Here is a 23,271-nt window from a genome sequence, read left to right on the forward strand (position 1 = left end):
TACACACCACATTTTCCCACTATAGGGACGAAAAGTCCTGCTTGTCAAGGAAAAAGCTGGAGCTAGGCGCTAGGGATGAGTGGCTGGGAGCTTGGGTGAAGGGTTGGGCACCAAGGTCAAACGATTTCGCCCCCCGTTGCCGATGCCTGGGCCGCCGAAAATGCGACGGTGACAATAAACACTAAGAACAATTACTCTGACGGCACCGCGGCGTACCATGTCAGCGAATAACAGATTGCTTGACGTTCATGCCGGGCATTTCCTCACGGGTATAACCCAGCATGCGGCAAAATAATATCGTTGGCCTCGACCACTTTGCCGTCCGTATCGAGGATGTGGATGCCGTCGCTGGCGGTGAGGAGCAACAGCTGACGGCTGGCGCGTTTAAGGGATTCTTTGCCGCGCTCCGAAGCCGTGTGGCCTCCACCAGCCGCTTCCACGCTTGATGTTGAATGTCCTCAAGATGTATGTAGCGGCTTGTTTCGCAATCCGGTTTAGGAGTGGATTGGTCAATTAAATCGTGCTCTTGGCCGAGGCAGCAAGGTTTAAAACAGTGGCGGGGATTTCGTTTCCTTGGAGGGCATAGGCGTGGTTAAAGTCAAAGCCCATATTTTTTAAGCTTATAGTGCAAGGTACGCACCGAGATGCCGAGGGCGCCGGCGGCCTCTGTCTTATTTCCGCCCGTCGCTTCCATGGCGGCCTTGATGCGCTGGATTTCCAGGGTCGCAATCTCATTGCGGAAGCTGAGGGCGGCTTTATCCGAACTTGGCGCTGAACCGGTCGGCATCGCGGCGCGAGAACGGAATATCTCCGGGCTGGTGCCCAGGCCTTTGACGGTCAGCAACGGCCCCGCCGCTACCGCCACGGCCCGGTGTATCACCCATTTGAGCTCGCGGATATTGCCCGGCCAATTGTAACGTTGCAATGCGGACAGCGCCTCCGCTTCGATCTCCGTAATTTGCTTTAGATAGGCTCGATTCGCTTCGTCAATAAATAGCCGTACCAATAAAGGCAGGTCCTGTATTCGCTCCCGCAACGGCGGCAGTTCAAACGATATGCCGTTGATGCGGAAAAAAAGATCGGCGCGGAAGCCGTTGGCGGGATTGCTCAGGTCTTTGTGCGTTGCCCCAATGAGGCGGAAACTGATGCGCCGCTCCCTTGCGTCTCCCACGCGAAAGTAGGCGCCGGATTCCAATAGGCGCAATAGCTTGGCTTGGACATTGTCCGATAATTCGGCGATTTCATCGAGGAACAGGGTGCCGCCCGCCGCCTTTTCGATCAAACCCTCCTTGTTCGCGACGGCGCCCGAGAAGGATCCTTTGACGTGGCCGAACAGCTCGCTCTCAACCAAGTCCTGCGGCAAGGCAGCGCAATTAATGGCCACCAGTTCGCCGTTTTGTTCGGACATGGTGTGTATCCATTGCGCCAAGCGTTCTTTCCCCGTTCCCGTTTCTCCCGTGATGAGAACGGGGATGTTCAAGGGGGCGATCAAAGGCACGTGCTCCATAATATACTTCATGGCGCCCAGCGGCGAGGCATTAAAAACGGCCGCGGCCTGCGAGCCGATTTGGCGTTGCAATGACCTTACCTGCTGATGCAATTGACGGTTTTCCAGCAAAACGTTCAGCTCTTGCTTTAGCTTGGGGATATTGACCGGTTTGGTGAAGTAATCGGCCGCGCCCTGCTTGAGCGCGGCAATCGCGTTTTCCACCGTTGCGTGCGCGGTTAGCATCACGATGATCGTATTAGGCTGGAGAACCTTGAACTCGTGCACATAGTCAACCCCGTTGCCTTCCGGCAGACGCACATCCAGCAAAAGCACCGCGACGGTCTGTTCGGCCAGTATCTGTCGCGCGGCAACCAAGGAATTGGCAATGGTAACGTCGAACATGTCGTCCAACGCTATCGCCAGCGATTCGGCGAAGTTGTCTTCATCGTCGACGATGAGTGCGCGGAAGTTGGGTTGAATCATCGGTTGATCTTTACGGAATGGGCCGGCAGCCATATACGGAAATTCGCGCCTTTGTCCGGACGGTGCAATTCCAACTCGCCGCCGTGCGCGCGTACTATCTTATCAGCAAGATATAAGCCCAGTCCCGCCCCTTTTGATCGTGTGGTGACGAACGGCGACAACAATGACTTCAAATCGAGGTCGGTAGGGAATCCTTTTCCGTCATCCCGATACTCGATTAAGGCTCGTTCCTCTCCCTCGGAGTTATGCAAAGTCACATGCACTTCACTGGCCCCCGCCTCGGCGCTGTTACTGAGTAGGTTGGCGAATAATAGATCAAAATAAAATTTATCGCCGTAGCATTTTATGTCATCGGCGATGACGGTGAGTGCGTGGCGTTGCGTATTTTCATTGATTAAAGCCCTTAAATCCACCCATGACGAATAATCAATCTTTAGGTCTTTGCCGTATATTAACAAGTTATCCATGAGGCGCTGCATGCGCTCAAGTTCTTGATAAGAGATTTGGATAAAGCGCTCAACGAAATGACGGTCGCCTATCCGCGTCGGCAGGCTCTGCACCAGATTGGATATGGTGGCCACCGGCGTACGCAGTTCATGTGACAATGTCGCCGTCATGTGGCCGAGCAGGGCGAAGGCCTCTTGTTCGTGCAGCGCCGTGGTAAGGCGCCGACGTTCCTCATCATGGAGTAGGCGCTCCAGCCGGGTCTGCTCGCTTTTTGTCACATACGCCAACAGGGCAAGAAATATCAGGAACGAAGCCAGCACTCCGTCCACGATTTCACGCATATCCACGACCGTGGTTTCCTTGTTCACGTAGTTGGGATTGATGAAGAGTTGCAATTTGCCGCTTTCCATTTTAATTGACCAAAGCGGTGCGTCTTGGAGTTCCGTCAGCTTGGCGGAAGCCGGGGGCACGGCGATCACTTCCTCCGGCAGGACTTGCTCGACATAGCGGCTGACGAATTGCGCGACTTTCTCAGGGGCGGCGTCTCTATGGGTGGCGCGATACACGTCTGCGGTTCGTTGGATCTGGGTGCGGATGGTTTCGCGAATTTCATTTTTTTCCTGCATGTTATCGATGCCGCTCTCAATCAGCACTACGATGATCCCAAGCACCAGGGAGATAACAAAGGAGATGGTGATTTTTGTGATATGTGAGAATAATTTCCGAGGCATTTGAATTTCGCAGCTTATACGTTGCGCTTAACCCTACCCAAGAGACCTTGGTGCTCAGAAATCGTTCCTTGCCGGCCTCGAATGGGAAGCGCCCCGTCTAACACCGCGCAATTACGTATACAAGTTTTGCGCGCCTTGGACCATGCATTTCGACTAAAAACAATAAAGTAATAAACAACAATAACATACATTTTGGCCCGCTTCCTGCAAACTGTAAGCAATCGCTGGCAAAGTTGCCGGCTATACGCATCTTATTGGAGGAGCCAGGGCATGTATCAAATTGCACAGGCGAACATTAAGGCGCCGGTCCTAGGCAATCAACTCATTGTCGATTTTTACGATTGTGATTGCGCTTATTTCGACGATTTGGACTGGATAGAGAACGTCATGATTGAGGCCGCGCATTACGCGCGCGCCTCCATCGTTGACGTCGTGTTCCATAAATTCAATCCCATCGGGATATCCGGGGTGGTGGTTATCGCCGAGTCGCATCTTGCCATCCACACCTGGCCGGAACATCGCTATGCGGCAATCGATGTCTTTACTTGCGGCGATACGTTGGACAGTGAAGCGGCGGTTGCCTATCTCGCCACGCAATTCCGCTGTCGTAAGCGCAGTGTGACAAAGGTGGGTCGCGGAGAATCCGGCGAATTGGCGGGGGGTTTTCCGGGTGACAAAGCCAGCATCTCTACACATGAGCGATTGGTTGCCGTTGAAACAATCGCCTCCGAGAGAACATCAAGCGAGGATTGACGCATGTCATTATCTTTATCTATGCCGCGTAATCTTGTTGGGGACACGAGTCGGAACGAGTCGAGCATCAAGCGCATAACGCTGTTTTCGGGAAAGGAAAAAGTGAATCTTTATGAGGTTCCTGATGCGCTGGATCTCCATGTCTATAAAGTAAAGCGGCTGGTGTACCAGCGCCAGACAGCTTATCAGCACATCACTATTGCGGATACTTATAACTACGGAAGAGTTCTGATGCTGGATGGCGCCGTGCAAAGCGCTCAAAGCGACGAGGCCCTGTACCATGAGTTGCTGGTGCAACCGGCGATGCTGCGCCATCCCGATCCCAAGGACGTGCTTATCATCGGCGGAGGCGAGGGGGCATCATTGCGCGAAGTGCTTGCCCATCGCAGCGTCCGCACCGCTACCATGGTGGATATCGACGGCGAGGTGGTGGAGTCGTGCCGTAAATACCTGCCTACATGGCATTGCGGGGCGTTCGACGACGCGCGGGCGCGTGTTTTTTACGCGGACGGACGCAAATTTATAGAGGAACATGATGGTAAATACGACGTTGTCATCATCGATGTTGTAGATATGCTGGATAATGGTCCGGCACAAGCTTTGTATACGCAACAATTCTACAAATTCTTGCGCCGTCGTTTGCACCCGGGTTTCATCGTGGCGATCCAAGGGCTGGAATTCACTTTCAGCGACTCGCGGGAACATGCCGCGTTGGTGCGCACCTTGCGCACGGTATTTCCTTATGTGCACAGTTACAGTGCGACGATTCCGTCGTTTTTATCCAGTTGGGGGTTCGTCGTCGCCTGTGACGACTATCCGCCGAATAGCTGGCGGGCCAATGAGATCGACTCGGCTATTTCCCGGAAATTAGCTCCGGACCGGCTTGTTCACCTGGACGGCGCCTATCTGGAGAAGACTTTTACCCATTGCCGGTTGACGCGCCAACTGTTGGCGATGCCCGGTCCTATTTTAGAGGATGAGATAAAACTCGAGTTTAATGTTAAGCAAGATATTACGGATGAAATGGCTGGCGCCACTAAGGCTCAGTTTAAACCTTTGCGCTGACGGGGTCGGCGGCGGGATTTTCTGCGGTAATTGAAATTCAACGCAAGTCGTAACGCGAGAGATGTGCCGCCGGCCGTTTGGGTGGAGGCGGGTATAGATATGATGAAGAGCATGTTGTTTTTTCTTTTTTCAGCAGCTTCCAGCGATAGTGACAACATGAGTTGTCTCCGGGAGGAAATAAACGGTTTGTGCCGACGCCGCGGACCCGCAGACGTCAAGTCTTCGCGCGAGCCATTCGGGAAAGAAGGTTATCGTCCGTGAAAAGATCCACGAGCAAAAAAGGTGGCATGGCGCTTTCCGGGGCTGAGAAGCTTATGGTCAGAGGCGCTCCAAAGACGGGTAAATCTTTGGACTTTACGCCTTTGCAGAAGAAGGATTTCCCGGTCTTTTATCGGCAGTTCTTGCAGTTGCGCCCGGAGCCGATTTTTATCGACATCTACGAGCCGACGCCGTTTCCGAGCTTGGCCAAGTTCAAGACCTATTTTGCAGTCGACAAGAGACCCCTGTGGGTGTTGGGTCCGCCGGAGTCCCCGGTCGCTTATTTCGCCCTGCATGATTTTCAAGCCGAGCACGATTTGGCGAATGTGGAGTTCGTTTTCTTTGCGGGATATCCCGCCCCTGGTTCCAAGGAAGCACGCGCCTTCTGGAAATTCTTTCGCAAATGCCTCGCGGATTACGGCCTGACCCGTATCCAGAGTTTCGTCCTTCCCTCCAGCGCGGACAAGATCCGTTTGATCGAATCCTTAGGATTTCGTAAGGAAGGCGTACTGCGCGAGCATTTTTTCCATGACGGCAAGTTGCACGATATCGTTGCCTACGCCTGGATGGCGGAGGAACGTCATGCCTAAGCTTGGCCTGGAAAAGATCATCGTGCGGCGTATCGTTCCTGCCGATCGCCCTATCCTGCGCCGCTGGCTGAAGGATCCCGGCGTGCGGGCGGCCATCGAGGATGAGACCATCGTGCTGTCGAAGATGGAGGAAACCCTGGCGTTATTCGAGTCCAGTGATCCCTTTAGCGACAGCAACCTGGGCCTCATCGTCGAGGTGGCGGGGCGGCCGATCGCCCTGATCCACTTCGTGTGGATCAACTGGGTCAGCCGCAACGCGGAGGTGATCGTGTTCGTGGGGCCAGAGGATTTGCGGCGCTCGCTTGCCGCCGCCGTGGTCGTGGAAAAGATTGGCCATGCCGCCTTCCGGGTGCTGAATCTGCACAAGGTCTACGCCTTCGTTTATGGGGCCAACGAAGCGGCGCTTTCGGTATTCCGCAAGTTGACGGAAGAGGAGGCGTGCCTGCGTTCATACGTCAAATCCTCCGAAGGCTATACGGATTTTCATTTTTTCGGCTTGTTGGCATCGGAATATTTTGCAGCCATGAAAAAGCTGAAAGGACGGGATTGATGCGCGGCGACGGCCGTCCGCGGTTGCGTCCGCTTTTACACATCGCCAAGGAATTCTACCTGACTCCGCGGGTCATGGCGTTTTCAATGGCGCTCATCCTGCTGATGGTCGCGGCCGACGTCGCCCTGCCGTGGATGGCGAAGATCGCGATCGATTTGATTACCGAGGGCCGCAACTCCGCGGCAGTGAATGCCGTTTTCCGGGAAGTGGTATGGATGGGCGGCATGATTCTCGGCGTGGCGATCGCTCAGTATCTGACCAGCGCCCTGCTGACCCGCTTCTACACTCGCGTCGTCTATCGCGGCACGGCGCGACTGCGGGAACAACTCTACACCCGCATGCAGGCCCAGTCGCTGAACTTCCTGGCCGAGCGGCAAATCGGCGAGATGTTGACGCATCTGATCACCGATATCCAAAACCTTCAGGATTCGACTCTCGACTTAATATCGGAAGTGCCCTTCGACGTATGCATCTTGCTTGGACTCACGATAGCGATGTTCATTCTCAATCCGACCTTAGCGCTGATTGTACTGCTGTTCCTGGTGGCATCGGTGCTGTTCGTTTATCGGATCGGGCGCCGCGGTTGGAAGGCACAGTCCGGCGCGATGCAGGGTACGGCGGATATGACGGCGCGAATGCAGGAAGGATTCGCCGCCGCCCGGACCATTGCCACTTTCGACGCCGCTCGGGGAGAGCAGCAACGCGTCCAAGAGGCCTCGCAGCGCTATGCCTTTCATATGGAAAATACCGGCAAGGTGCGCGCGGTGATTACGCCCTTTCTGAGTTTCGCGGAATACGCGGGCGTTATTACGGTCTTGGTTGTCGGCGGTTGGGAGATGCTGCACGGTTCCCTGACGGTGGGCGGCCTCGTGGCGTTTATGGCGTATATGCAGTTGTCGGCAGATCCGGTATCGCGCTTTTCCCGCGTGATTCTGCGCCTGCAGAATGCCAGCGTTTCGGCCGCGCGTCTTCATGATCTTCTCGCGGAGACGCACGATGCGCAAGACAAGCCCGATGCGCTGGTGCCCACCGATCTCACGGGGGCGGTGGCGGTCGCGAATGTCCACTTTCGCTATCCCACCTCCGCCCAGCCGGCATTGAGCGGGCTCGACTTCACAGTGGCGGCCGGGGAAAAGATCGCCGTCGTCGGCCGAAACGCCTCCGGCAAGAGTACCTTTCTCGATTTGCTCTTGCGGATTCAAGAGCCGGAGCAAGGCCGCATCTCGGTTGACGGCATCGATGTCCGCGACATCCGCTTGGCCACGTGGCGCTCTTTCATCGGCGTCGTGCCGCAAGACATCCTGCTCTTGAATCGCAGTGTGGCCGAGAACATCGCGTTGGGCTCTGCCTTTCCCCCGGAACGTATCCGCGAGGCGGCCGCCGCGGCGGGCCTCAGGGAGTTCATCAACGGTCTGCCGCGGGGATACGAGACGGTGGTGGGGGAGAGGGGCGTGTTTCTGTCCGGCGGTGAACGGCAGCGCATCGCCGTCGCGAGACTGTTCCTGCGTGCAGCCCGAGTTATCCTTTTGGACGAGCCAACCTCTGCCCTGGACGTCGCTTATGAAAGCGATCTTTTGCCCGCGCTGCGGCGTTTGTGCGCGGGTCGAACCACGTTCATCGTATCGCATCGCCTCACCGTGCTGACCGAGGTGGACAAGGTCTTGCTGCTGGATGCCGGCCGGCAATTGGCTTTCGACAGTCCGGCCCATGTGTGGCGCGATTTCCCGGCCTACCGCGATTTATTTCCCGCGTCGTGGGGGACGCCGCACCATGAGCCTCATGGAGGGAACAATGTTTTATCTTTATCATCGCCCCTCTAGGAGCGTTATTTCTTTGAACGATACTGCGGAGGGATAATTATGACGAAGAAGGCGAAGGTTGCGACCAGCAAGGGCAGGAAAGCTCTTTCCCCAAAGGGGCTTTGGAATAAGAAGAGCCGTTTTCAGACTATTGAGCTCGTTGAGGAACGCGGAGGCCTCCTGCTGAAGTTGAACGGTTGGCCCCAGGTTCACTCCAAAGAGGAAGCAAAGTACCACGAGAACGTGGCCACCATGCCGATGATGTTGGCCCAGAAGGTGGATCGCTGCGTCATACTCGGGGGTGGCGACGGGCTTGCGGCGCGGAACATCCTGCGCTTTCGCGACGTCAAGAAACTCACCCAGGTGGAACTCGATCCAGGGGTGATCAAGCTTTGTTCCGAGCAACCGGACTTTGTCCGCATGAACGAGGATGTTTTCCATAATCCGCGTTTGGAGTTGATCGTCGGCGACGCCATCGAATGGTTTCTGAAAGCCGAGGGCCCCTTCGATGTCATCATCAACGACATCGAAGTGATGTTTACCAAGCAGCCGCAAAAGATGACATTGGAACGCCACTTCCAATTGTTCGAGGCCATGGCGGACAAGCTCGCACCCGGCGGGGTGGCGGTGGTCACCGTCCCCGATGACTTCGATGACAGCATCCTGCAAGGATTTTTCGAGATCTATGGGGATTACCTGCCCTACGAGACACGGCAGGCGTTCATGAAATCCAAAAATGTGTTCGCGCGCGCGCGGGTTTTGCTGGCGACCTTATTTCCCTACGTAATGCAATGGACGATACGCTTCCCCGTTTTGGGCCCGCACACTACTTTCTATCTGAGCCATCGTCCGATGACCCGCCTGCGCCGGTCGCCCAATCCGCCGGCGAAGTACATCAAGGACGACATGATTACACGGGTTCTGAAATGAGAGATTTTAATCGCCGTCCGGCGGAACGGTTAACACGGTGAGCCGACTATGCGCGTAGTCGTCACTGGAATGGGGATCGTATCGCCGATCGGCATCGGGACGGACAATTTCTGGAAAGCCGCTATTGCCGGCGTCAGCGGGATTCGCCGTATCGAGAGTTTCGATGCCTCGCAACAGCGTTCGCAGATTGCTGGTCAAGTCGCCGGCTTCGATCCCGCCGCGCATCTCTCGGCGAAATGTATCGAACAAACCGATCGCTTCGCCCAATTGGCGTTGGTGGCCGCGAATCAGGCGGTCAACGATGCGGGCGGACTCGGCGTTTATGCGCCGCATCGTTTGGCCGTGAGCCTCGGCTCGGGAATGGGCGGCTATGGCACCTTTGAATCCTCTGCCGCGCGTTATTTTCAGAATAAATCCCATCCGCCGCTTACCGTACCCAAGGCCATGTCGAATGCCGCAAGCGCTTGGATTGCGATCGAGCATCAATGTAAGGGACCCAATCTGACATTCAGCACGGCTTGTTCGTCCGGCGGGCATGGGATCGGCACGGGTCTACAGCTCTTGCGGACGGGACAGGCGGACGCGGTTATTGCGGGCGGCGCTGAAGCATGCGTACTGCCGCTGACCATGGCGGGGTTTAACGCCTTGCATGCTTTATCGATCGCTTATAATGATGATCCGGCGCGAGCGTCACGGCCTTTTTCCAAAGGACGCGACGGTTTTGTCATGGCGGAAGGCGCCGGCATATTGGTATTGGAAAGGGAAGAGGAGGCGAAGCGTAGGGGCGCGCCCATCTATGCAGTGCTCGCTGGCTACGGTAGCTCATGCGATGCTACCCATGTTGTAGCTCCCGACCTGGAAGGGCAAACGGCGGCGATGCGGGCGGCTGTCGCCGACGCCGCGCTAGAGAGAGACGCTATCGACTATATAAATGCTCACGCAACATCCACGCCGCTGGGGGATGTTATCGAAACACGCGCCATTAAGCATTTTTTCGGATCGCACGCGCAGGACATCGCCATCAGCGCCACTAAATCTCTGATTGGGCACACCATCGGCGCCGCGGCGGCCATAGGCAGCATCGCCACGATCATGACCCTGCGTAGCGGTATGATTCACCCGACCATCAATTTTGAGGAAGCTGATGCCGAATGCGATCTCGATTACACGCCTAATAAGGCGCGTGAATGCAAGGTACGGGTTGGCCTAAGTAATGCCTTCGGTTTCGGCGGCAATAACGTAAGCCTGCTTTTTACGACCATAGAGTAAACATGAGAAGGTATAAACGATGGAGACAGCGGATATCGAATCGAAAGTTATAGCTTTTATCACCGAGAAAGTTCATCTGGAGAAGCCTGTCGAAATTAAAGCGACAACGACCTTTAAAGATCTCAGCCTGGATTCGTTGGATGTGGTCCAGCTTTTATTCGAAGCAGAAGATGCCTTCGGAATTTCTTTCGATATGGAGAAAGCCACCGACATCACCTGCATAGGCGACATCGCAGCCTATATCGCCAAGCACCAGGCGCGTGCCGCGACGTAAGGTATTGTGTTTATATGGGTGGATGCCGACGTTTCGCCCGCCGCATGAAAGAAGATTTCCTACCGATGGGTGTCGTAAAATAATGTGATCATTCGTAGACTCTCCTCAGCTGGCTGGTTTGGTCGCAGTCGCCCATTTAACCGAAGCGCCGATGACCGCACCCTTTGCGGGACGGTACCGTCGGGTAACTATAAGTATACGCATTGCTACAAAGGTCCAAGGCGTGATGTGTTTTCATCACGCCGATCGATTCCATCGCTTGAGAGTGATGGTCGACGGCATGATATTTTCAATGCGTAAATTAATACTACATTGCAGGCGTGCTCCGCTGATTTGTATATCCGCCATCCTTCTATTGGCAGGTTGCGCGGGTGTTTCTCCGCCGCCGCTGCCGGTGGGCGGCGCGCCCGCAGCTTGGCGTAACGCAGGGTCTATGGCTGCACCAGGGCCGGCCCCTGACTTTAAGCATTGGTGGAGGGTGTTCGGTGATGCGAAAATCGACCTCCTGGTCAAGCGCGCGATTGAGAATAATCTAGACTTGCGTCAAGCCATAGCGCGGTTCAGGGCCGCCCGTGCCCTGACGGGGCGATCGCAAGCGGAATTACTCCCAAGTCTCAGCGTACGTACTTATTCCCTGCCGGACCCCAGCGGCACAACCAGCTATTTTCAATCCGGTTTCGACGCCGAGTGGGAACTCGGCCTGTTTGGGCGCAGAGACGGCACGCTTCGAATGGCCGATGCGGACGTCGGTATTGCCGCGGCCTCTGTTCAGGCGGCGCAGGTGTCGGTGGTGGCGGAGGTAGTGCGCAGTTATATGGAGTTACGCGCGGCGCAGGAGCGTGAAACGCTGCTCGCGAGGCTTGTTGAAGTAGAAACACGACATTTGGCGTTAATACGTTCGCGGTTTCGCCTTAATCTCGCTTCGGAGGCCGAGGTTGGCCAGGCCGAAGCAAGGCTTGCTCAGGCCGAAGCGGCACTTGCGGAGCCGCATGCGGCGGCAGCCCGCAGCGCCCAACAGATAGCACTGCTGTTAGGGGAGAACCATCCGGATGCCGGGTTGCTCGCGGTTGTGCCGCGGCCTACTTTAGGTACCTTGCGTATCGGCGTCGTGCCGGCTGAGATGTTGCGTACCCGGCCCGATATTCGGAAAATCGAACAGGAGGTGCTCAAGGCCGCCGCTGAATTGGGGGTGGCGCGCGCCGATCTCTATCCGCGTTTAGTCTTGGCCGGCGGATTGACGTTCTCCACACGTCTCGGCGGCAATTCTCTGGGCACGACCCATGGAGTTATTTCCGCTGGACCGATCATCGACATTCCTCTGTTCGATTGGGGTATGCGCCGGGCCGTGGTCAATGCGCGTGATGCCGCGCTTTCGGCGACGCTGCTGGCCTACCGTCAGGCCGTGCTGGAAGGAGTGGCCGAGGTGGAAACGGTTTTGGCGGCGCTGGAACATTTGCGTGAGCAGGTGGAAAGCATGGACAAGGCGGTCGCCTCCCTGGAGCGCAGCGCCCGGGCCACTCAGGTGCTTGCCCGCAACGGACTGGCCGATGGCTTTCCCTGCGTTGCAGCGGACAAGGCGCTGTTGGATGCGCGCCTTGAACGCGCCCAGGCCGAAGAAGCGCGATCATTGGCATTCATCGCTCTTTACAAGGCATTGGGTGGAGCGCCGCCGCTGGGGGTTCAGGACGACTGATGGTGGCCTTGGCCCGCAAGACGCTGGTGTATGAGTGGCGGCGATTTCTGCCGGCCATGTTGGCGGTGGCATTCTCCGGCTTGCTGCTGTTGATGCAATTCGCACTGGTCTTGGGTATCTTCGGTAGCGCCAGTGTCTATATTCGCAAATCTGCCGGCGACCTGTGGGTCGGCTATCCGGGAACCCAAACTATCGATCTTGGGCGTCCGATTCCATCCGACACAGAGATGAAGCTCTTGATGGATCCCGCTGCGGAACGGGTCGAGCCGTTTCAATGGCTGAGCGGAGACTGGCGCGGACCTAAGGACCGGGGCGGAATTTCGGTGCTTATCTCCGGCATCAATCCGCATTCTGACGGATTGATGTTCGCCGACGTGATGACGCCGGAATCGCGGCAACGCTTGCTTGAACCGGACAGTGTGATTGTCGATATCACCGATCTGCCCAAGCTCAATTTGGGTGTAGGGGGAAGGGCGACAATCAACGGCCATCGCGTGCGCATTGTCGGTGTTGCCTCCGGCCTGCGCGCGCTAGGCGGAATCAATGTGGTGACTTCACTTACCACAGCCCGACATCTCAACAGCGATGCGCAGGAGCCCGATTGGGTTGCTTATTACCTTGTCAAGTTACGCGATCCCGCTGCGGCAGAGATGGTAAAATCGCGGCTGATGCCGCGTGATACGGGCACGCCCCGGCAGTATGCCGTATGGACCGGCGGGGAGTTCGCTCGCCGCACGGTATTCTACTGGATGTTCGAAACCGGCGCCGGCCTGGGTGTAGTGTTTCTGGCCGTGATAGTATTTTTGGCGGGAGTAGTCATTACCAGTCAGACGCTCATGGCGGCGGTCGCCGGGACGCTGCGCGAGTATGCCACCTTGCAAGCGCTAGGGGTTAGTTTCCACGCCTTGCGTAAGGTGGTGTTGGAGCAGGCCGCATGGATAGGGGCGTGCGGGTTATCGATCAGCGTAGTGGTGGGCGGTCTGGTGTTGTTGCTGGCGCATCGCCTGGACGTGCCGATGCAACTCGGTCCTGTGACCGCCGCCGCATGTGGCGCCTTGCTCATGAGCATTGCCATGTTTTCAGGCGTCATGGCGATGCGCACGCTGCGCCGCGCCGATCCGTCAATCTTGCTGAGATAATACACCGTGCCCGCCGCACTACTTCAGGCCAGAGATTTAAATAAATCCTTCCTTTCCGGCCGTATTCGCACCCCCGTGTTGCGCGACTTGTCGCTCGCCATCGAGCCCGGTGAGCTTACCTTGGTCTCGGGGCCTTCAGGTTGCGGGAAAAGCACCTTGCTAGCCATTCTAAGCGGTTTATTGCGGCCGGATTCGGGCCGCGTCGAGGCGTTGGGCGAGGACCTGTGGCAGTTAAGAAACAATGGTCTCGAGCTTTTTCGTTTACAGCATACCGGCTTCGTATTTCAGGGGTTTAATTTATTTCCGGCGCTGACTGCGCTAGAGCAGGTGGCTTTGCCGCTGAGTTATCTCGGTATGTCCCCGGCGCGCGCCGGCGCGCGCGCCCTCGTGGCGTTGGAAGAGGTCGGACTTGCCGGCCGTGTGAACTTTCGACCGGCGGAACTCTCCGGGGGTGAGAAGCAACGGGTAGCGATTGCACGTGCGCTTGCCAAGGAACCGAGCCTTCTGTTTGCAGATGAACCGACCAGTGCCCTGGATGCGGCTAACGGCGCCATGGTCATCGATATTTTGCACCGTATTGCACACACTCACGCGGCCACCGTGTTGTGCGTCAGTCACGACCCAAGGTTGATCTCTCATGCTGATCGCGTGTTAACGATGGAGGACGGCAAAATTTTAACCGACTTACGACCAAGCACGGCTTTTCAGGAAGCGTTGCCATGAGCATGGGTATTGTGCGCTGCATTCTGTTTTGCATTCCATTGGGGATAGGCCTCACGGGATGTTCTTCCGATAACCAAGAGCAGACCGGGGCTAATGTGCCGCCTGTTCCGTATGCCGCCATGGCGAATGGGTGGGTGGACGTGGAAGGTGGATTGGTGCACATCGGGGCATTGCGCGACGGCGTGGTTCAGGAGGTGCGTGTGCAAGAGGGTGACGCGGTGAGCCGTGATCAAGTGCTGGCCATGCTGGACCCGCGTCAGGCTCGGATCAACGTGGCTCTGGTCGAGGCGGAATTGAAGCGACTAGCAGCGCAGGCACGTTTGCTCGAAGCCAAGTTATCCAAGGCGGAGCGCCATGCTGCGCGCATTGCGGCCGCCGTGGCGGAAAATGCCGCCAGCGTTGAATCAGAAGACGAAGCGCGGAGCGGGGTGGCAGAACTCAAAGCCGAGATTGCCGCAGCCGATGCCGCAACCGAAGCGGCCCGTCAACGCTTGCTGCAGGCGCGCTATGAGCTCGAATTGAACACTATTCGCGCGCCTTTCTCCGGGCTCATCGTCCGGCGTACGGTACAGGTCGGGCAGAGCCTCTCGATGCAGAATCCCAACGATCTCTTTCAGCTCCTGCCGGACCGCCCGCGCATTGTCCGGGCTGCGCTCAACGAGGATTTCGTTGATCGAGTGCATCCCGGTATGAGCGCCGAAGTGGTGCCAGACAGCCAGGGCGATAAAATCTATAGCGCGCGAGTATTGCGCATCAGCGAAGTATTCGGTCCGAGCCGGCCAGTCGGTAATCCGGATACGCGCGCCGGTATGCGCGATGTTGAGAGTGTGTTGGAACTCCCGCCGGGTACGGCGCTACGTATTGGCCAGCACGTACTGGTGCGCTTCAAGCCCTGAACGGTAATTATACAAGTGTTTCCGCGATCGGAAGTTATTATATAGTTAGGGTGCAGTGAGGTGCGAGCCGCATCGGTCGCGAGCGATGCGGCTCACTTTAAATATCTCTTTACCTCGGTCCAACCGTGGCACCACGCCGTCAGAGAAATTCGGAACTTTTGGATTGGTACTTAATGGCTGCCGATTACGTTGTTGCTCGCGAAAATTGTTGCTGTGCTGGAATGAGCGCGCATCCCTGCGGTGGAACTGCTGCAGCATGCGCTGGTGATCTTGCTGCCCGTCGACCATTACCAGCCTTACCGTAAGCGTGTCATCTTCATCCTGTTGATCCGCACCAACTTGTCCATCGTCCTTCACCCAGGCACCCGTCGCAGACTTATGGGAGATCAATCGCTGGATGGTCGCCACCGAGACAAAGCATAAATTCTCGGTTGGCCAAGCGCAGCGAATTGCATACCTTCGCCGTACTGCCCAAACGCCGGATCGTGGAACGTTCCTTTGCCAACCCGAAAAGTGCCGCAGGCTGTGGTGGAATGGCGAGCGGAAGTTAAACACCGGTCTGCAATTTACGGCTTTAGCGTTTCCGGTGCTGTTGTTGCGGAGATCTTGAACAGGTTCTAATCTCCAACCCCTAGCCCCGTAGTAAAGATAAGGAGTCGGCCGATAAGCCGGGTTCTGTCGAGGACAGTCATTCATCTGGGATACACGTCACCGTGCACCTCGAGCAACCTACCCGGAAACGGTGCGGGCCGCACCATCGTTTCCCTATTTGGTCTTGCTCCGGGCGGGGTTTTCCCTGCCACGGGTGTTACCACCCGCGCGGTGCGCTCTTACCGCACCATTTCACCCTTACCAGCAAGCTGGCGGTATATTTTCTGTGGCACTTTCCGTAGACTCGCGCCTCCCAGGCGTTACCTGGCGCCCTGCCCTGTGGAGCCCGGACTTTCCTCCCCGCGCCTAAGCGCGAAGCGACTGTCTGGCCGACTCCCGAATCAAATTATAACCGATTTGGTGCGGACAGCGGGGCCAAGTCTGTCTCATTGTCCGCCTGGGAGAGCGGACGGTTGATGGGCAGGTGCGCGTAGTTTGTCGCGATGCGATAGCGGTGCGTATCCGCATAGGCAAAGATACGGCCCTGCAGCATCTTATCCGGCGAGAATTCAACACCCGGCGCCACGTTGGATGGCGCAAACGCGGCCTGCTCGACACCTGCACATAGGCCGTCCATGCCGCCTCTTTTCCATCCTCGATATGGTTAAACAGATCGCGCGTGGCATAGTCCGGGTCCTCGCCAGCCATGCGGGTGGCCTCGGCGTCGGTCCAGTTTTCGATACCCGCTTCGGCTTTGAAATGATACTTACCCTAAAACCAGTGCGGCACAAGTTGTTTGAAAAATCAGGCTCGCCTGAAAAGTTGATCGTCCTCGTTCGCTGCTGCACCTTCCAGCCCCAAGCCCATACTGGCTAAGGCAAAAGCAAAAGCTTGCCATATCAGCAGTGAATGATGCGACAGATTCATATAGGTTAATGCGTTCATGTCGTTCTCCTTTAAAAAAACGGCTCTGCCCGCTTTATGACAGAGCCGTTTGATACAGACTGATTAAACTATTTCCTTCAGCAAAATGCCCAAGCCAGTCGCAATACCCAAACCCTATTCCGGATCGGCCCTGTAGAAGTGCGCGATCTGGCGTTCCTGGATGAACCGTGGCACGTCCTTCATCAAGGCCTCTCCTCCGAGATCACGCGAGGTCGAAGCGGTCGAGATTCATCACCTTGTTCCAGGCCGCGACGAAGTCGTTGACGAACTTCTGCTGCGCGTCCGCGCTTGCATAGACTTCCGCCAGGGCCCGCAGCTGCGAGTTCGAACCGAAGACGAGATCGACGACGGTGCCCGTCCACTTGAGTTTGCCGGTTTTGCGATCGTGTCCTTCAAACACGTCCTTGGCGTCCGAGACCGCCTTCCACTCCGTGCCCATGTCGAGCAGGTTCACGAAGAAGTCATTGGTCAGCGTCTCCGGGCGCTGGGTGAACACGCCGTGCCGGGCCTTGCCGACGTTCGCATTCAGGGCGCGCATGCCGCCGATCAGCACTGTCATCTCGGGGGCGGTGAGGTTGAGTAGTTGCGTCTTGTCCACCAGCAGTTCGGCCGCCGCCCCTTCGAGCCCCTTGCGGGCGTAGTTGCGGAACCCGTCCGTCTTTGGCTCCAGCACCGCGAACGAATCGACATCGGTCTGCGCCTGCGAGGCGTCCATGCGGCCTGGCGAGAAGGGTACCTTCACCTCGACGCCGGCCTTCTTCGCTGCGGCCTCGACCGCAGCGTAGCCGCCCAGCACGATCAGGTCGGCCAGCGAGACCTTCTTGCCGCCGGTTTGCGAACCGTTGAACTGCTTCTGGATGGCTTCCAGCTTGGACAGTACCTTCGCCAGTTCGGCAGGCTGGTTGGCCTCCCAATCCTTCTGCGGGGCCAGACGGATGCGGGCGCCGTTCGCACCGCCGCGCATGTCGGAACCACGGAAGGTGGACGCCGACGCCCAGGCGGTCAAAACCAGTTGCGAGACCGACAGACCCGAAGCCAGCACCTTGGTCTTGAGGGCGGCGATGTCCTTCTCGTCGATCAGGGGATGGTTGACTGCGGGGATGGGGTCCTGCCAGATCAGCTCCTCGGCCGGAACCTCCGGGCCGAGATAGCGTGCGCAAGGTCCCATGTCGCGGTGGGTCAGCTTGAACCACGCCCGGGCGAAGGCGTCGGCGAACTGGTCCGGATTCTCGTGGAAGCGCCTCGAAATCTTTTCGTAGACCGGGTCGAAGCGCAGGGAGAGATCCGTGGTCAGCATGGTCGGCGCGTGACGCTTGGCCGGGTCGTGCGCGTCCGGAATGGCGCCGGCGCCCGCGCCCCTCTTCGGCGTCCACTGATGTGCACCGGCCGGGCTCTTCGTCAGTTCCCATTCGTAGCCGAACAGGTTCGAGAAGAAGTTGTTGCTCCACTTCGTCGGCGTGGCGGTCCAGGTGACTTCCAGGCCGCTGCTGATCGTGTCGCCGCCCTTGCCCGTGCCAAAGCGGCTCTTCCAGCCGAGTCCTTGCTCCTCGATACTGGCCGCTTCTGGCTCAGGCCCGACATGGGACGCAGGGCCGGCGCCGTGGGTCTTTCCGAAGGTGTGGCCGCCGGCTATGAGCGCTACGGTCTCCTCGTCGTTCATCGCCATGCGGGCGAAGGTCTCGCGGATGTCTCGGGCTGCCGCTTTCGGGTCCGGGTTGCCGTTCGGGCCTTCGGGGTTGACGTAAATCAGGCCCATCTGCACGGCGGCCAAGGGATTCTCAAGGTCGCGGTCACCGGAGTAGCGCTTGTCCTCGAGCCACTTGCCCTCGGAGCCCCAGTAGACGGCCTCGTCCGGCTCCCACACGTCCGCCCGCCCGCCGCCGAAACCGAAGGTCTTGAATCCCATCGATTCCAGCGCGACGTTGCCGGTGAGGATCATGAGGTCGGCCCAGGAAATTTTCCGGCCGTACTTCTGTTTGACCGGCCAGATCAGCCGGCGCGCCTTGTCGAGGTTGACGTTGTCGGGCCAACTGTTGAGGGGCGCGAAGCGCTGCTGGCCGGCGCCGGCGCCGCCACGGCCGTCACCCATGCGGTACGTGCCGGCGCTGTGCCACGCCATGCGAATGAAGAATGGTCCATAGTGACCGAAGTCCGCCGGCCACCAGTCCTGCGAGTCGGTCATCAGCGCCAGGAGATCCTTCTTCACCGCCGCCAGATCGAGACTCTTGAACGCTTCGGCGTAGTTGAAGCCCTTGCCCATGGGATCGGACAGGGACGAGTGCTGGTGCAGGATTTTCAGGTTGAGTTGGTTCGGCCACCAGTCATGGTTCGACTTTCCAGTGCCGGCGGCGTGATGGAATGGGCATTTCGTTTCTGTTGACATGTGTTTCTTTTCTCCTCTTAACGATTGCAAATAGATTTTCAACTGCTGCGTGAAGGTTTATGCAACCCTCTTAAGTATGCAGAGTAGAGGGGCCGAAGAGAAAAATCTAATTGATTTTTAGAGCGTGAATGATAGTTTATAGCTATCATACGGCGGGCGGCGAGCCAGGGAAGATGGAACGCCGCGGCTCGCAGGCTGTTGAGAAACAGCCTGCGAGCAAAGCAAAACCCGCGTTTTTTGTTTTGTGAGTTGAAAAAGGCCATGGATGGCCTTTTTCAACATCCTGCTAGGAGCCCGCGATCGCCGCGTTAAGCGAGGCGTAGAATCATTGTAGCCGCAGGACAGTCGCGGCGAAAGGGAATAACCGTCGCACTTTTCGTGCGCCAAGGCTGACAGCAGGATGTCCCGGGCAGCGATTTCTCGAAAAATGCGACGCAATTCCGTTTTGGTAATTAGGGAACCTCTGATTAAATCAGAGGTTCCAGCGGTGCAGGGACGCACCGCCATTTTTCAAACACGGAAGTGTTTGAAAAATGGAGAAAAGCAAAAACCACGTTTTTGCTTTTCGTGCTCTGAGAAGTCCAGGATGGACTTATTCAGAGCTTCCTTAGGACAAAACGTAACCAGCACGAGTTTGGTGAAGCGTTTAAATGAGGTTCTCTTTTCGGTGGTTGTAACGGTACTCGTTTCCTTAAGGCGCCTGTGAAAATGATATTTTGAAACACTTCGGTAGTGGTACAGACTATGTTTCGCATCACTCTAAAACCCTTCAACGCCATTTCAATGTCCTACTGAGGTCAATAAAGCCTGAAGCTCCATGATGACGCCTCGAGGTTCGCGGGGCTGAAGGGCGCGGCGATTTCCAGGGTGACCGGTATCGAAACGTTACTAGGCATGCCCTGCGCGATATCGCTGCCGGACGACAGATACTCCGCGGGATGAAAGCGGCGCTGGGCGAATTGTCGTCCGCCGAGATCCGAGAGGGTAAGTTGCAGGTCCGGGTAGGGTTGAGTAAAGCCCGCCTTATTTACCAGACTCAGACGCACCACCAGCACTTCCCGAAGAGACGTGTGCGGAACGATTTCACTCCGTTGAATCTCGATCTTCGCAAGATCGCGTAACGGCGGAACCTCACAGGGAGCGACGGCCTTGACCACCTCGCAGTAGCTTTCCAACCAGGGATGCAGCACCGCGTTCTGGGACAGCTCCGCACGCATGTAGTAAATGTATTGCGCGGCCAGCACCGCGATCAGCACCAGAATCGCCACGCTCCAGCTTAAAGTGCCAAGCCCGCTGTGACGTTGCGCCTTTATAGTGCGCGCTCTCTCGGCGGCATGAGCGATTTCCTCCGCCACACCGGCCGGCGGCTCGACGATGGAAAACGGTGTGCCGCTGGATTCAAAAGACACGCCTGGCGAAGTCACCTCATACACATCAATCTGTTTAAATTCTGTGATCTCGGAAAGCAGCGGGGCCTCATCCTCCGGGATGACCGTCAAGGGTTCCGGTGCTGGCGGGGTCTCCGTGGCGGGCGACGCGGCGGGCCCTTCGGCGGAGCCCAGGGCGGGCTCCAACTCGCTGACCAGTTTATCCACCAGACCGAGCAGTTCCTCGGTGGAGTGCAGTTCATCCGCCGCAACATCCGCCGGCTCAACCTCGGGCGCGGGAAGTTCCACCGTCTCGAAGACCGTGGGAATCTCGGGTAATTTTTCGGAGAGATAACGCAGTGCGTTGAAAATCTGACCGCACCGCCCGCAACGCACCTTGCCCTGGGCCGTCTTGAGATCGGCGACCTGAATGCGGAACAGCGTGTCACAGTGCGGGCATTGGGTGTACATGGATTTAGGGGCTAGGGGCTAGTTCTGTAGCTTAGAACTTATCCATAAATAATTTACCGCAGAGGGCGCAGAGGAATCAAGAAGGATTTGTTTCTCCTCCGCGTCCTCCGCGGTGAAGCTTTTTCACCGCAAGGGACACAGGGGAACTATTTATGGATATGCTCTTAATCCGATTTTCTGATTCCTTCCAGGCACACCCAACCTTCACGTTCGCGCCAGATGCGCACTTCAAACCAGGGGCGATAGGCCTGAACCAGATGCTCAGCCTGTTCAAAGAGTATACCCGACAACACGATCCTTCCACTTGGTTTTAGCAAGCCTGCGAAACGCGCGGCCAGGTCGCCGAGCACGTTCGCCAGGATGTTGGCGAGGATCAGGTCGGTCTGCACAGCGGGCAATTGTTCCGGCGCCATCGTTAAGATAGTCGCGCCCAGTCCGTTTTTCGCCGCGTTGGCGCGGGTAGCGGTGAGCGCCTGCGGATCGTGATCCACCGCCCACACCGTTATTGCCCCCAGCTTCGCCGCGGCAAGCGCCAGAATGCCCGAACCGCAACCGTAGTCCAACACATCCAGGCCATGCACATCGTGCGCGTCCAGCCACTCCAGACACAGCGCCGTAGTCGGATGCGTACCAGTGCCGAAGGCGAGGCCCGGATCGAGAATAATATTTGCGGCGTCCGGCTCGGGCGGCTCATGCCAACTCGGACAAACCCACAAACGTTCGCCGAATTTGAGCGGCTTAAATTGATCCAGACACTCCCGCTGCCAGTCCCTATCCTCTACTTGGGTGACGGTGTATCTCAACGGCGCGTGAGCAGGAAATGTTGAGCGCAGCACATCAAGCACAGATTCTATATTCGCGTCGGCCTCGAACAAGGCCACGACATCGGTCCTCTCCCACAACGGCGTACTACCAAGCGGCGGCTCATAGAGCGGCTGGTCCGCGGCATCTTGCAGCGTTACGGCAAGCGCGCCCAGTTCTGATAACAGTTCGGAGAAGTGTGCGGCCCCGGTGGCATTGCGGCGGAAAGTGATTTGCAACATAGGCAGAGACAAGTTTTGAATTTCTTGGGGGTTAAAGTCCCAGTTTCTTTTCCAGATAATGAATATTCACGCCGCCGGCCTGAAAGGCGGCGTCGCTCAGGACGTCCTGGTGCAGCGCGATGTTGGTGTTGATGCCGTCTATCACGATCTCGGAGAGCGCGGTGCGCATGCGCGCCAGCGCACCCTCACGGGTCTCGCCGTGGGCGATCAATTTTCCTATCATGGAATCGTAGTGAGGCGGGACAAAATAACCGTTGTAGATGTGCGAATCCACGCGGATGCCGGGGCCGCCCGGCGCGTGAAATTGCGTGATGACGCCGGGTGAGGGGGTGAAGGTCTTGGCGTCCTCGGCGTTGATGCGGCACTCGATGGCGTGGCCGCGCGGCACGATGTCCTTCTGTTTATAGGAGAGCGGCTCGCCGGCGGCGATGCGCAGTTGTTCCTTGACGATGTCCACGCCGGTGACCAGTTCGGTGATGGGGTGCTCGACCTGCACGCGGGTGTTCATCTCGATGAAATAAAACTCGCCGTCCTGGTATAAAAACTCGAAGGTGCCGGCGCTGCGGTAACCCATCTTGCGGCACGCCTGCACGCAGCGTTCACCCATCGTGTTGCGCAGTTTCTCGGAGATGCCGGGGGCGGGCGATTCCTCGATGACCTTCTGATGGCGGCGTTGCACCGAGCAATCGCGCTCGCCGAGATGAATCACGTTGCCGTGCTGATCGGCCAACACCTGAAACTCGATGTGGCGGGGGTTCTCCAGAAATTTTTCCATATACACCGTGTCGTTGCCGAAGGCGACAAAGGCCTCGGCCTTGGTGAGCGAGATGGCGCTCAGCAGCGCCGCCTCGCTGTGCACCGCGCGCATGCCGCGTCCGCCGCCGCCGCCCGAGGCCTTGATGATGACGGGATAACCAATCGCGCGCGCCGTCAGGATATTTTCCTCGGCCTGGTCGCTGAGCGGGCCTTCGGAACCCGGCACGCAGGGCACGCCGTATTTTTTCATGGTCGCGATGGCGGCCAACTTGTCGCCCATCAGCCGGATGGTCTCGGGACGCGGACCGACAAAGATAAATCCGCTCTGCTCGATGCGCTCGGCGAAGTCGGCGTTCTCCGATAAAAATCCGTAACCGGGGTGGATCGCCACCGCGTCGGTGACCTCGGCGGCGCTGATGACGGCGGGAATGTTGAGATAGCTCAGGCTTGACGGCGGCGGGCCGATGCACACCGATTCGTCGGCCAGCCGCACGTGTTTCTGATCACGGTCGGCGGAAGAGTGCACCGCGACGGTCTTGATGCCGAGTTCGCTGCACGCACGCAGGATGCGCAGGGCGATCTCGCCGCGATTGGCAATCACCAGTTTATCGAGCATGATCGAAACT

At 57.5% G+C, this 23,271-nt stretch carries 21 protein-coding genes, 1 other RNA gene and 2 pseudogenes; 13 read left to right on the forward strand and 11 right to left on the reverse strand.

What is annotated here, in order from left to right; all coding sequences use genetic code 11:
• Positions 1-263: 263 nt before the first annotated feature.
• The 3 genes from HY028_01085 to HY028_01095 all read right to left on the reverse strand — a co-directional run bounded on the left by HY028_01085 (position 264) and on the right by HY028_01095 (position 3,150).
• Positions 264-440 (reverse strand): hypothetical protein, encoded by a 177-nt coding sequence (locus tag HY028_01085; GenBank protein MBI3343468.1) that lies wholly within the window; start codon positions 438-440, stop codon positions 264-266.
• A 158-nt stretch (positions 441-598) separates the two neighbouring features.
• Positions 599-2,005, reverse strand: a complete 1,407-nt coding sequence (locus HY028_01090; GenBank protein ID MBI3343469.1) for a sigma-54-dependent Fis family transcriptional regulator — start codon at positions 2,003-2,005, stop codon at positions 599-601.
• Complete coding sequence (locus HY028_01095; protein MBI3343470.1) at positions 1,969-3,150, reverse strand: HAMP domain-containing histidine kinase; 1,182 nt, start codon at positions 3,148-3,150, stop codon at positions 1,969-1,971. The genes HY028_01090 and HY028_01095 overlap by 37 nt, the downstream gene beginning before the upstream one ends.
• Positions 3,151-3,420: 270 nt before the next feature.
• On the opposite strand from HY028_01095, the gene speD reads away from it, so the two are divergent.
• The 12 genes from speD (at position 3,421) to HY028_01155 (ending at position 15,089) form a co-directional block, all read left to right on the forward strand.
• The gene (gene speD, locus HY028_01100; GenBank protein ID MBI3343471.1) at positions 3,421-3,903 is read left to right on the forward strand and encodes an adenosylmethionine decarboxylase; all 483 of its coding nucleotides are present in this window, start codon (positions 3,421-3,423) and stop codon (positions 3,901-3,903) included.
• A 3-nt stretch (positions 3,904-3,906) separates the two neighbouring features.
• Entirely contained in the window at positions 3,907-4,968 is a 1,062-nt protein-coding gene (locus tag HY028_01105; protein MBI3343472.1) for a fused MFS/spermidine synthase, read from the forward strand.
• Between the two features lie 257 nt (positions 4,969-5,225).
• The gene (locus tag HY028_01110) at positions 5,226-5,816 is read left to right on the forward strand and encodes a GNAT family N-acetyltransferase (GenBank protein MBI3343473.1); all 591 of its coding nucleotides are present in this window, start codon (positions 5,226-5,228) and stop codon (positions 5,814-5,816) included.
• Entirely contained in the window at positions 5,809-6,366 is a 558-nt protein-coding gene (locus HY028_01115) for a GNAT family N-acetyltransferase (protein MBI3343474.1), read from the forward strand. Before HY028_01110 ends, HY028_01115 begins: the two co-directional genes overlap by 8 nt.
• Entirely contained in the window at positions 6,366-8,186 is a 1,821-nt protein-coding gene (locus tag HY028_01120; protein ID MBI3343475.1) for an ABC transporter ATP-binding protein, read from the forward strand. Before HY028_01115 ends, HY028_01120 begins: the two co-directional genes overlap by 1 nt.
• 39 nt (positions 8,187-8,225) lie before the next feature.
• Positions 8,226-9,095, forward strand: a complete 870-nt coding sequence (locus HY028_01125; GenBank protein MBI3343476.1) for a hypothetical protein — start codon at positions 8,226-8,228, stop codon at positions 9,093-9,095.
• A gap of 48 nt (positions 9,096-9,143) precedes the next feature.
• Positions 9,144-10,364, forward strand: coding sequence for a beta-ketoacyl-ACP synthase II (fabF, locus tag HY028_01130; protein ID MBI3343477.1), 1,221 nt, complete (start codon positions 9,144-9,146; stop codon positions 10,362-10,364).
• 19 nt (positions 10,365-10,383) lie between these two features.
• Entirely contained in the window at positions 10,384-10,638 is a 255-nt protein-coding gene (locus HY028_01135; protein ID MBI3343478.1) for an acyl carrier protein, read from the forward strand.
• 292 nt (positions 10,639-10,930) lie between these two features.
• Positions 10,931-12,331, forward strand: a complete 1,401-nt coding sequence (locus tag HY028_01140; protein ID MBI3343479.1) for an efflux transporter outer membrane subunit — start codon at positions 10,931-10,933, stop codon at positions 12,329-12,331.
• The gene (locus tag HY028_01145) at positions 12,331-13,470 is read left to right on the forward strand and encodes an ABC transporter permease (protein MBI3343480.1); all 1,140 of its coding nucleotides are present in this window, start codon (positions 12,331-12,333) and stop codon (positions 13,468-13,470) included. The genes HY028_01140 and HY028_01145 overlap by 1 nt, the downstream gene beginning before the upstream one ends.
• Before the next feature lie 6 nt (positions 13,471-13,476).
• Positions 13,477-14,193: an ABC transporter ATP-binding protein gene (locus tag HY028_01150; protein MBI3343481.1), complete on the forward strand. Its 717-nt coding sequence runs from the start codon at positions 13,477-13,479 to the stop codon at positions 14,191-14,193.
• The gene (locus tag HY028_01155) at positions 14,190-15,089 is read left to right on the forward strand and encodes an HlyD family efflux transporter periplasmic adaptor subunit (protein ID MBI3343482.1); all 900 of its coding nucleotides are present in this window, start codon (positions 14,190-14,192) and stop codon (positions 15,087-15,089) included. Before HY028_01150 ends, HY028_01155 begins: the two co-directional genes overlap by 4 nt.
• A gap of 45 nt (positions 15,090-15,134) precedes the next feature.
• On the opposite strand, the gene HY028_01160 is transcribed toward HY028_01155, so the two are convergent.
• Positions 15,135-15,497 carry a hypothetical protein gene (locus HY028_01160; GenBank protein MBI3343483.1) on the reverse strand — a complete coding sequence of 121 codons (363 nt, stop codon included), beginning with the start codon at positions 15,495-15,497 and terminating at the stop codon, positions 15,135-15,137.
• Between the two features lie 20 nt (positions 15,498-15,517).
• On the opposite strand from HY028_01160, the pseudogene HY028_01165 reads away from it, so the two are divergent.
• Positions 15,518-15,699: pseudogene (locus tag HY028_01165) on the forward strand (IS5/IS1182 family transposase).
• Positions 15,700-15,737: 38 nt separating this feature from the next.
• Here HY028_01165 and rnpB read toward each other — a convergent pair.
• The 7 genes and pseudogenes from rnpB to accC all read right to left on the reverse strand — a co-directional run bounded on the left by rnpB (position 15,738) and on the right by accC (position 23,261).
• An RNA gene (gene rnpB, locus HY028_01170) (RNase P RNA component class A) lies at positions 15,738-16,077 on the reverse strand.
• A gap of 69 nt (positions 16,078-16,146) precedes the next feature.
• Positions 16,147-16,448, reverse strand: a pseudogene (locus tag HY028_01175) (catalase).
• A gap of 36 nt (positions 16,449-16,484) precedes the next feature.
• Positions 16,485-16,625, reverse strand: a complete 141-nt coding sequence (locus tag HY028_01180) for a hypothetical protein (GenBank protein MBI3343484.1) — start codon at positions 16,623-16,625, stop codon at positions 16,485-16,487.
• A gap of 202 nt (positions 16,626-16,827) precedes the next feature.
• On the reverse strand, positions 16,828-19,008 hold the full coding sequence (gene katG, locus HY028_01185; protein MBI3343485.1) for a catalase/peroxidase HPI: 2,181 nt from the start codon (positions 19,006-19,008) through the stop codon (positions 16,828-16,830).
• A gap of 797 nt (positions 19,009-19,805) precedes the next feature.
• A complete protein-coding gene (locus tag HY028_01190; GenBank protein MBI3343486.1) occupies positions 19,806-20,846 on the reverse strand; it encodes a DUF3426 domain-containing protein in 1,041 nt (346 codons plus the stop codon).
• Positions 20,847-21,010: 164 nt separating this feature from the next.
• Positions 21,011-21,889, reverse strand: coding sequence for a 50S ribosomal protein L11 methyltransferase (gene prmA / locus HY028_01195; protein MBI3343487.1), 879 nt, complete (start codon positions 21,887-21,889; stop codon positions 21,011-21,013).
• Between the two features lie 31 nt (positions 21,890-21,920).
• Entirely contained in the window at positions 21,921-23,261 is a 1,341-nt protein-coding gene (accC, locus tag HY028_01200; GenBank protein MBI3343488.1) for an acetyl-CoA carboxylase biotin carboxylase subunit, read from the reverse strand.
• Between the last annotated feature and the right edge of the window lie 10 nt (positions 23,262-23,271).

This window comes from Gammaproteobacteria bacterium, from assembly GCA_016195665.1.
Lineage (GTDB): Bacteria > Pseudomonadota > Gammaproteobacteria > SURF-13 > SURF-13 > JACPZD01.

Coding starts and splice junctions, on each gene's coding strand:
- HY028_01090 (MBI3343469.1), bottom strand. CDS start 2,005: ATGGCTGCCGGCCCATTCCGTAAAGATCAACCGATGATTCAACCCAAC.
- HY028_01095 (MBI3343470.1), bottom strand. CDS start 3,150: ATGCCTCGGAAATTATTCTCACATATCACAAAAATCACCATCTCCTTT.
- speD (MBI3343471.1), top strand. CDS start 3,421: ATGTATCAAATTGCACAGGCGAACATTAAGGCGCCGGTCCTAGGCAAT.
- HY028_01105 (MBI3343472.1), top strand. CDS start 3,907: ATGTCATTATCTTTATCTATGCCGCGTAATCTTGTTGGGGACACGAGT.
- HY028_01115 (MBI3343474.1), top strand. CDS start 5,809: ATGCCTAAGCTTGGCCTGGAAAAGATCATCGTGCGGCGTATCGTTCCT.
- HY028_01120 (MBI3343475.1), top strand. CDS start 6,366: ATGCGCGGCGACGGCCGTCCGCGGTTGCGTCCGCTTTTACACATCGCC.
- HY028_01125 (MBI3343476.1), top strand. CDS start 8,226: ATGACGAAGAAGGCGAAGGTTGCGACCAGCAAGGGCAGGAAAGCTCTT.
- fabF (MBI3343477.1), top strand. CDS start 9,144: ATGCGCGTAGTCGTCACTGGAATGGGGATCGTATCGCCGATCGGCATC.
- HY028_01135 (MBI3343478.1), top strand. CDS start 10,384: ATGGAGACAGCGGATATCGAATCGAAAGTTATAGCTTTTATCACCGAG.
- HY028_01140 (MBI3343479.1), top strand. CDS start 10,931: ATGCGTAAATTAATACTACATTGCAGGCGTGCTCCGCTGATTTGTATA.
- HY028_01145 (MBI3343480.1), top strand. CDS start 12,331: ATGGTGGCCTTGGCCCGCAAGACGCTGGTGTATGAGTGGCGGCGATTT.
- HY028_01155 (MBI3343482.1), top strand. CDS start 14,190: ATGAGCATGGGTATTGTGCGCTGCATTCTGTTTTGCATTCCATTGGGG.
- HY028_01180 (MBI3343484.1), bottom strand. CDS start 16,625: ATGAACGCATTAACCTATATGAATCTGTCGCATCATTCACTGCTGATA.
- katG (MBI3343485.1), bottom strand. CDS start 19,008: ATGTCAACAGAAACGAAATGCCCATTCCATCACGCCGCCGGCACTGGA.
- HY028_01190 (MBI3343486.1), bottom strand. CDS start 20,846: ATGTACACCCAATGCCCGCACTGTGACACGCTGTTCCGCATTCAGGTC.
- prmA (MBI3343487.1), bottom strand. CDS start 21,889: ATGTTGCAAATCACTTTCCGCCGCAATGCCACCGGGGCCGCACACTTC.
- accC (MBI3343488.1), bottom strand. CDS start 23,261: ATGCTCGATAAACTGGTGATTGCCAATCGCGGCGAGATCGCCCTGCGC.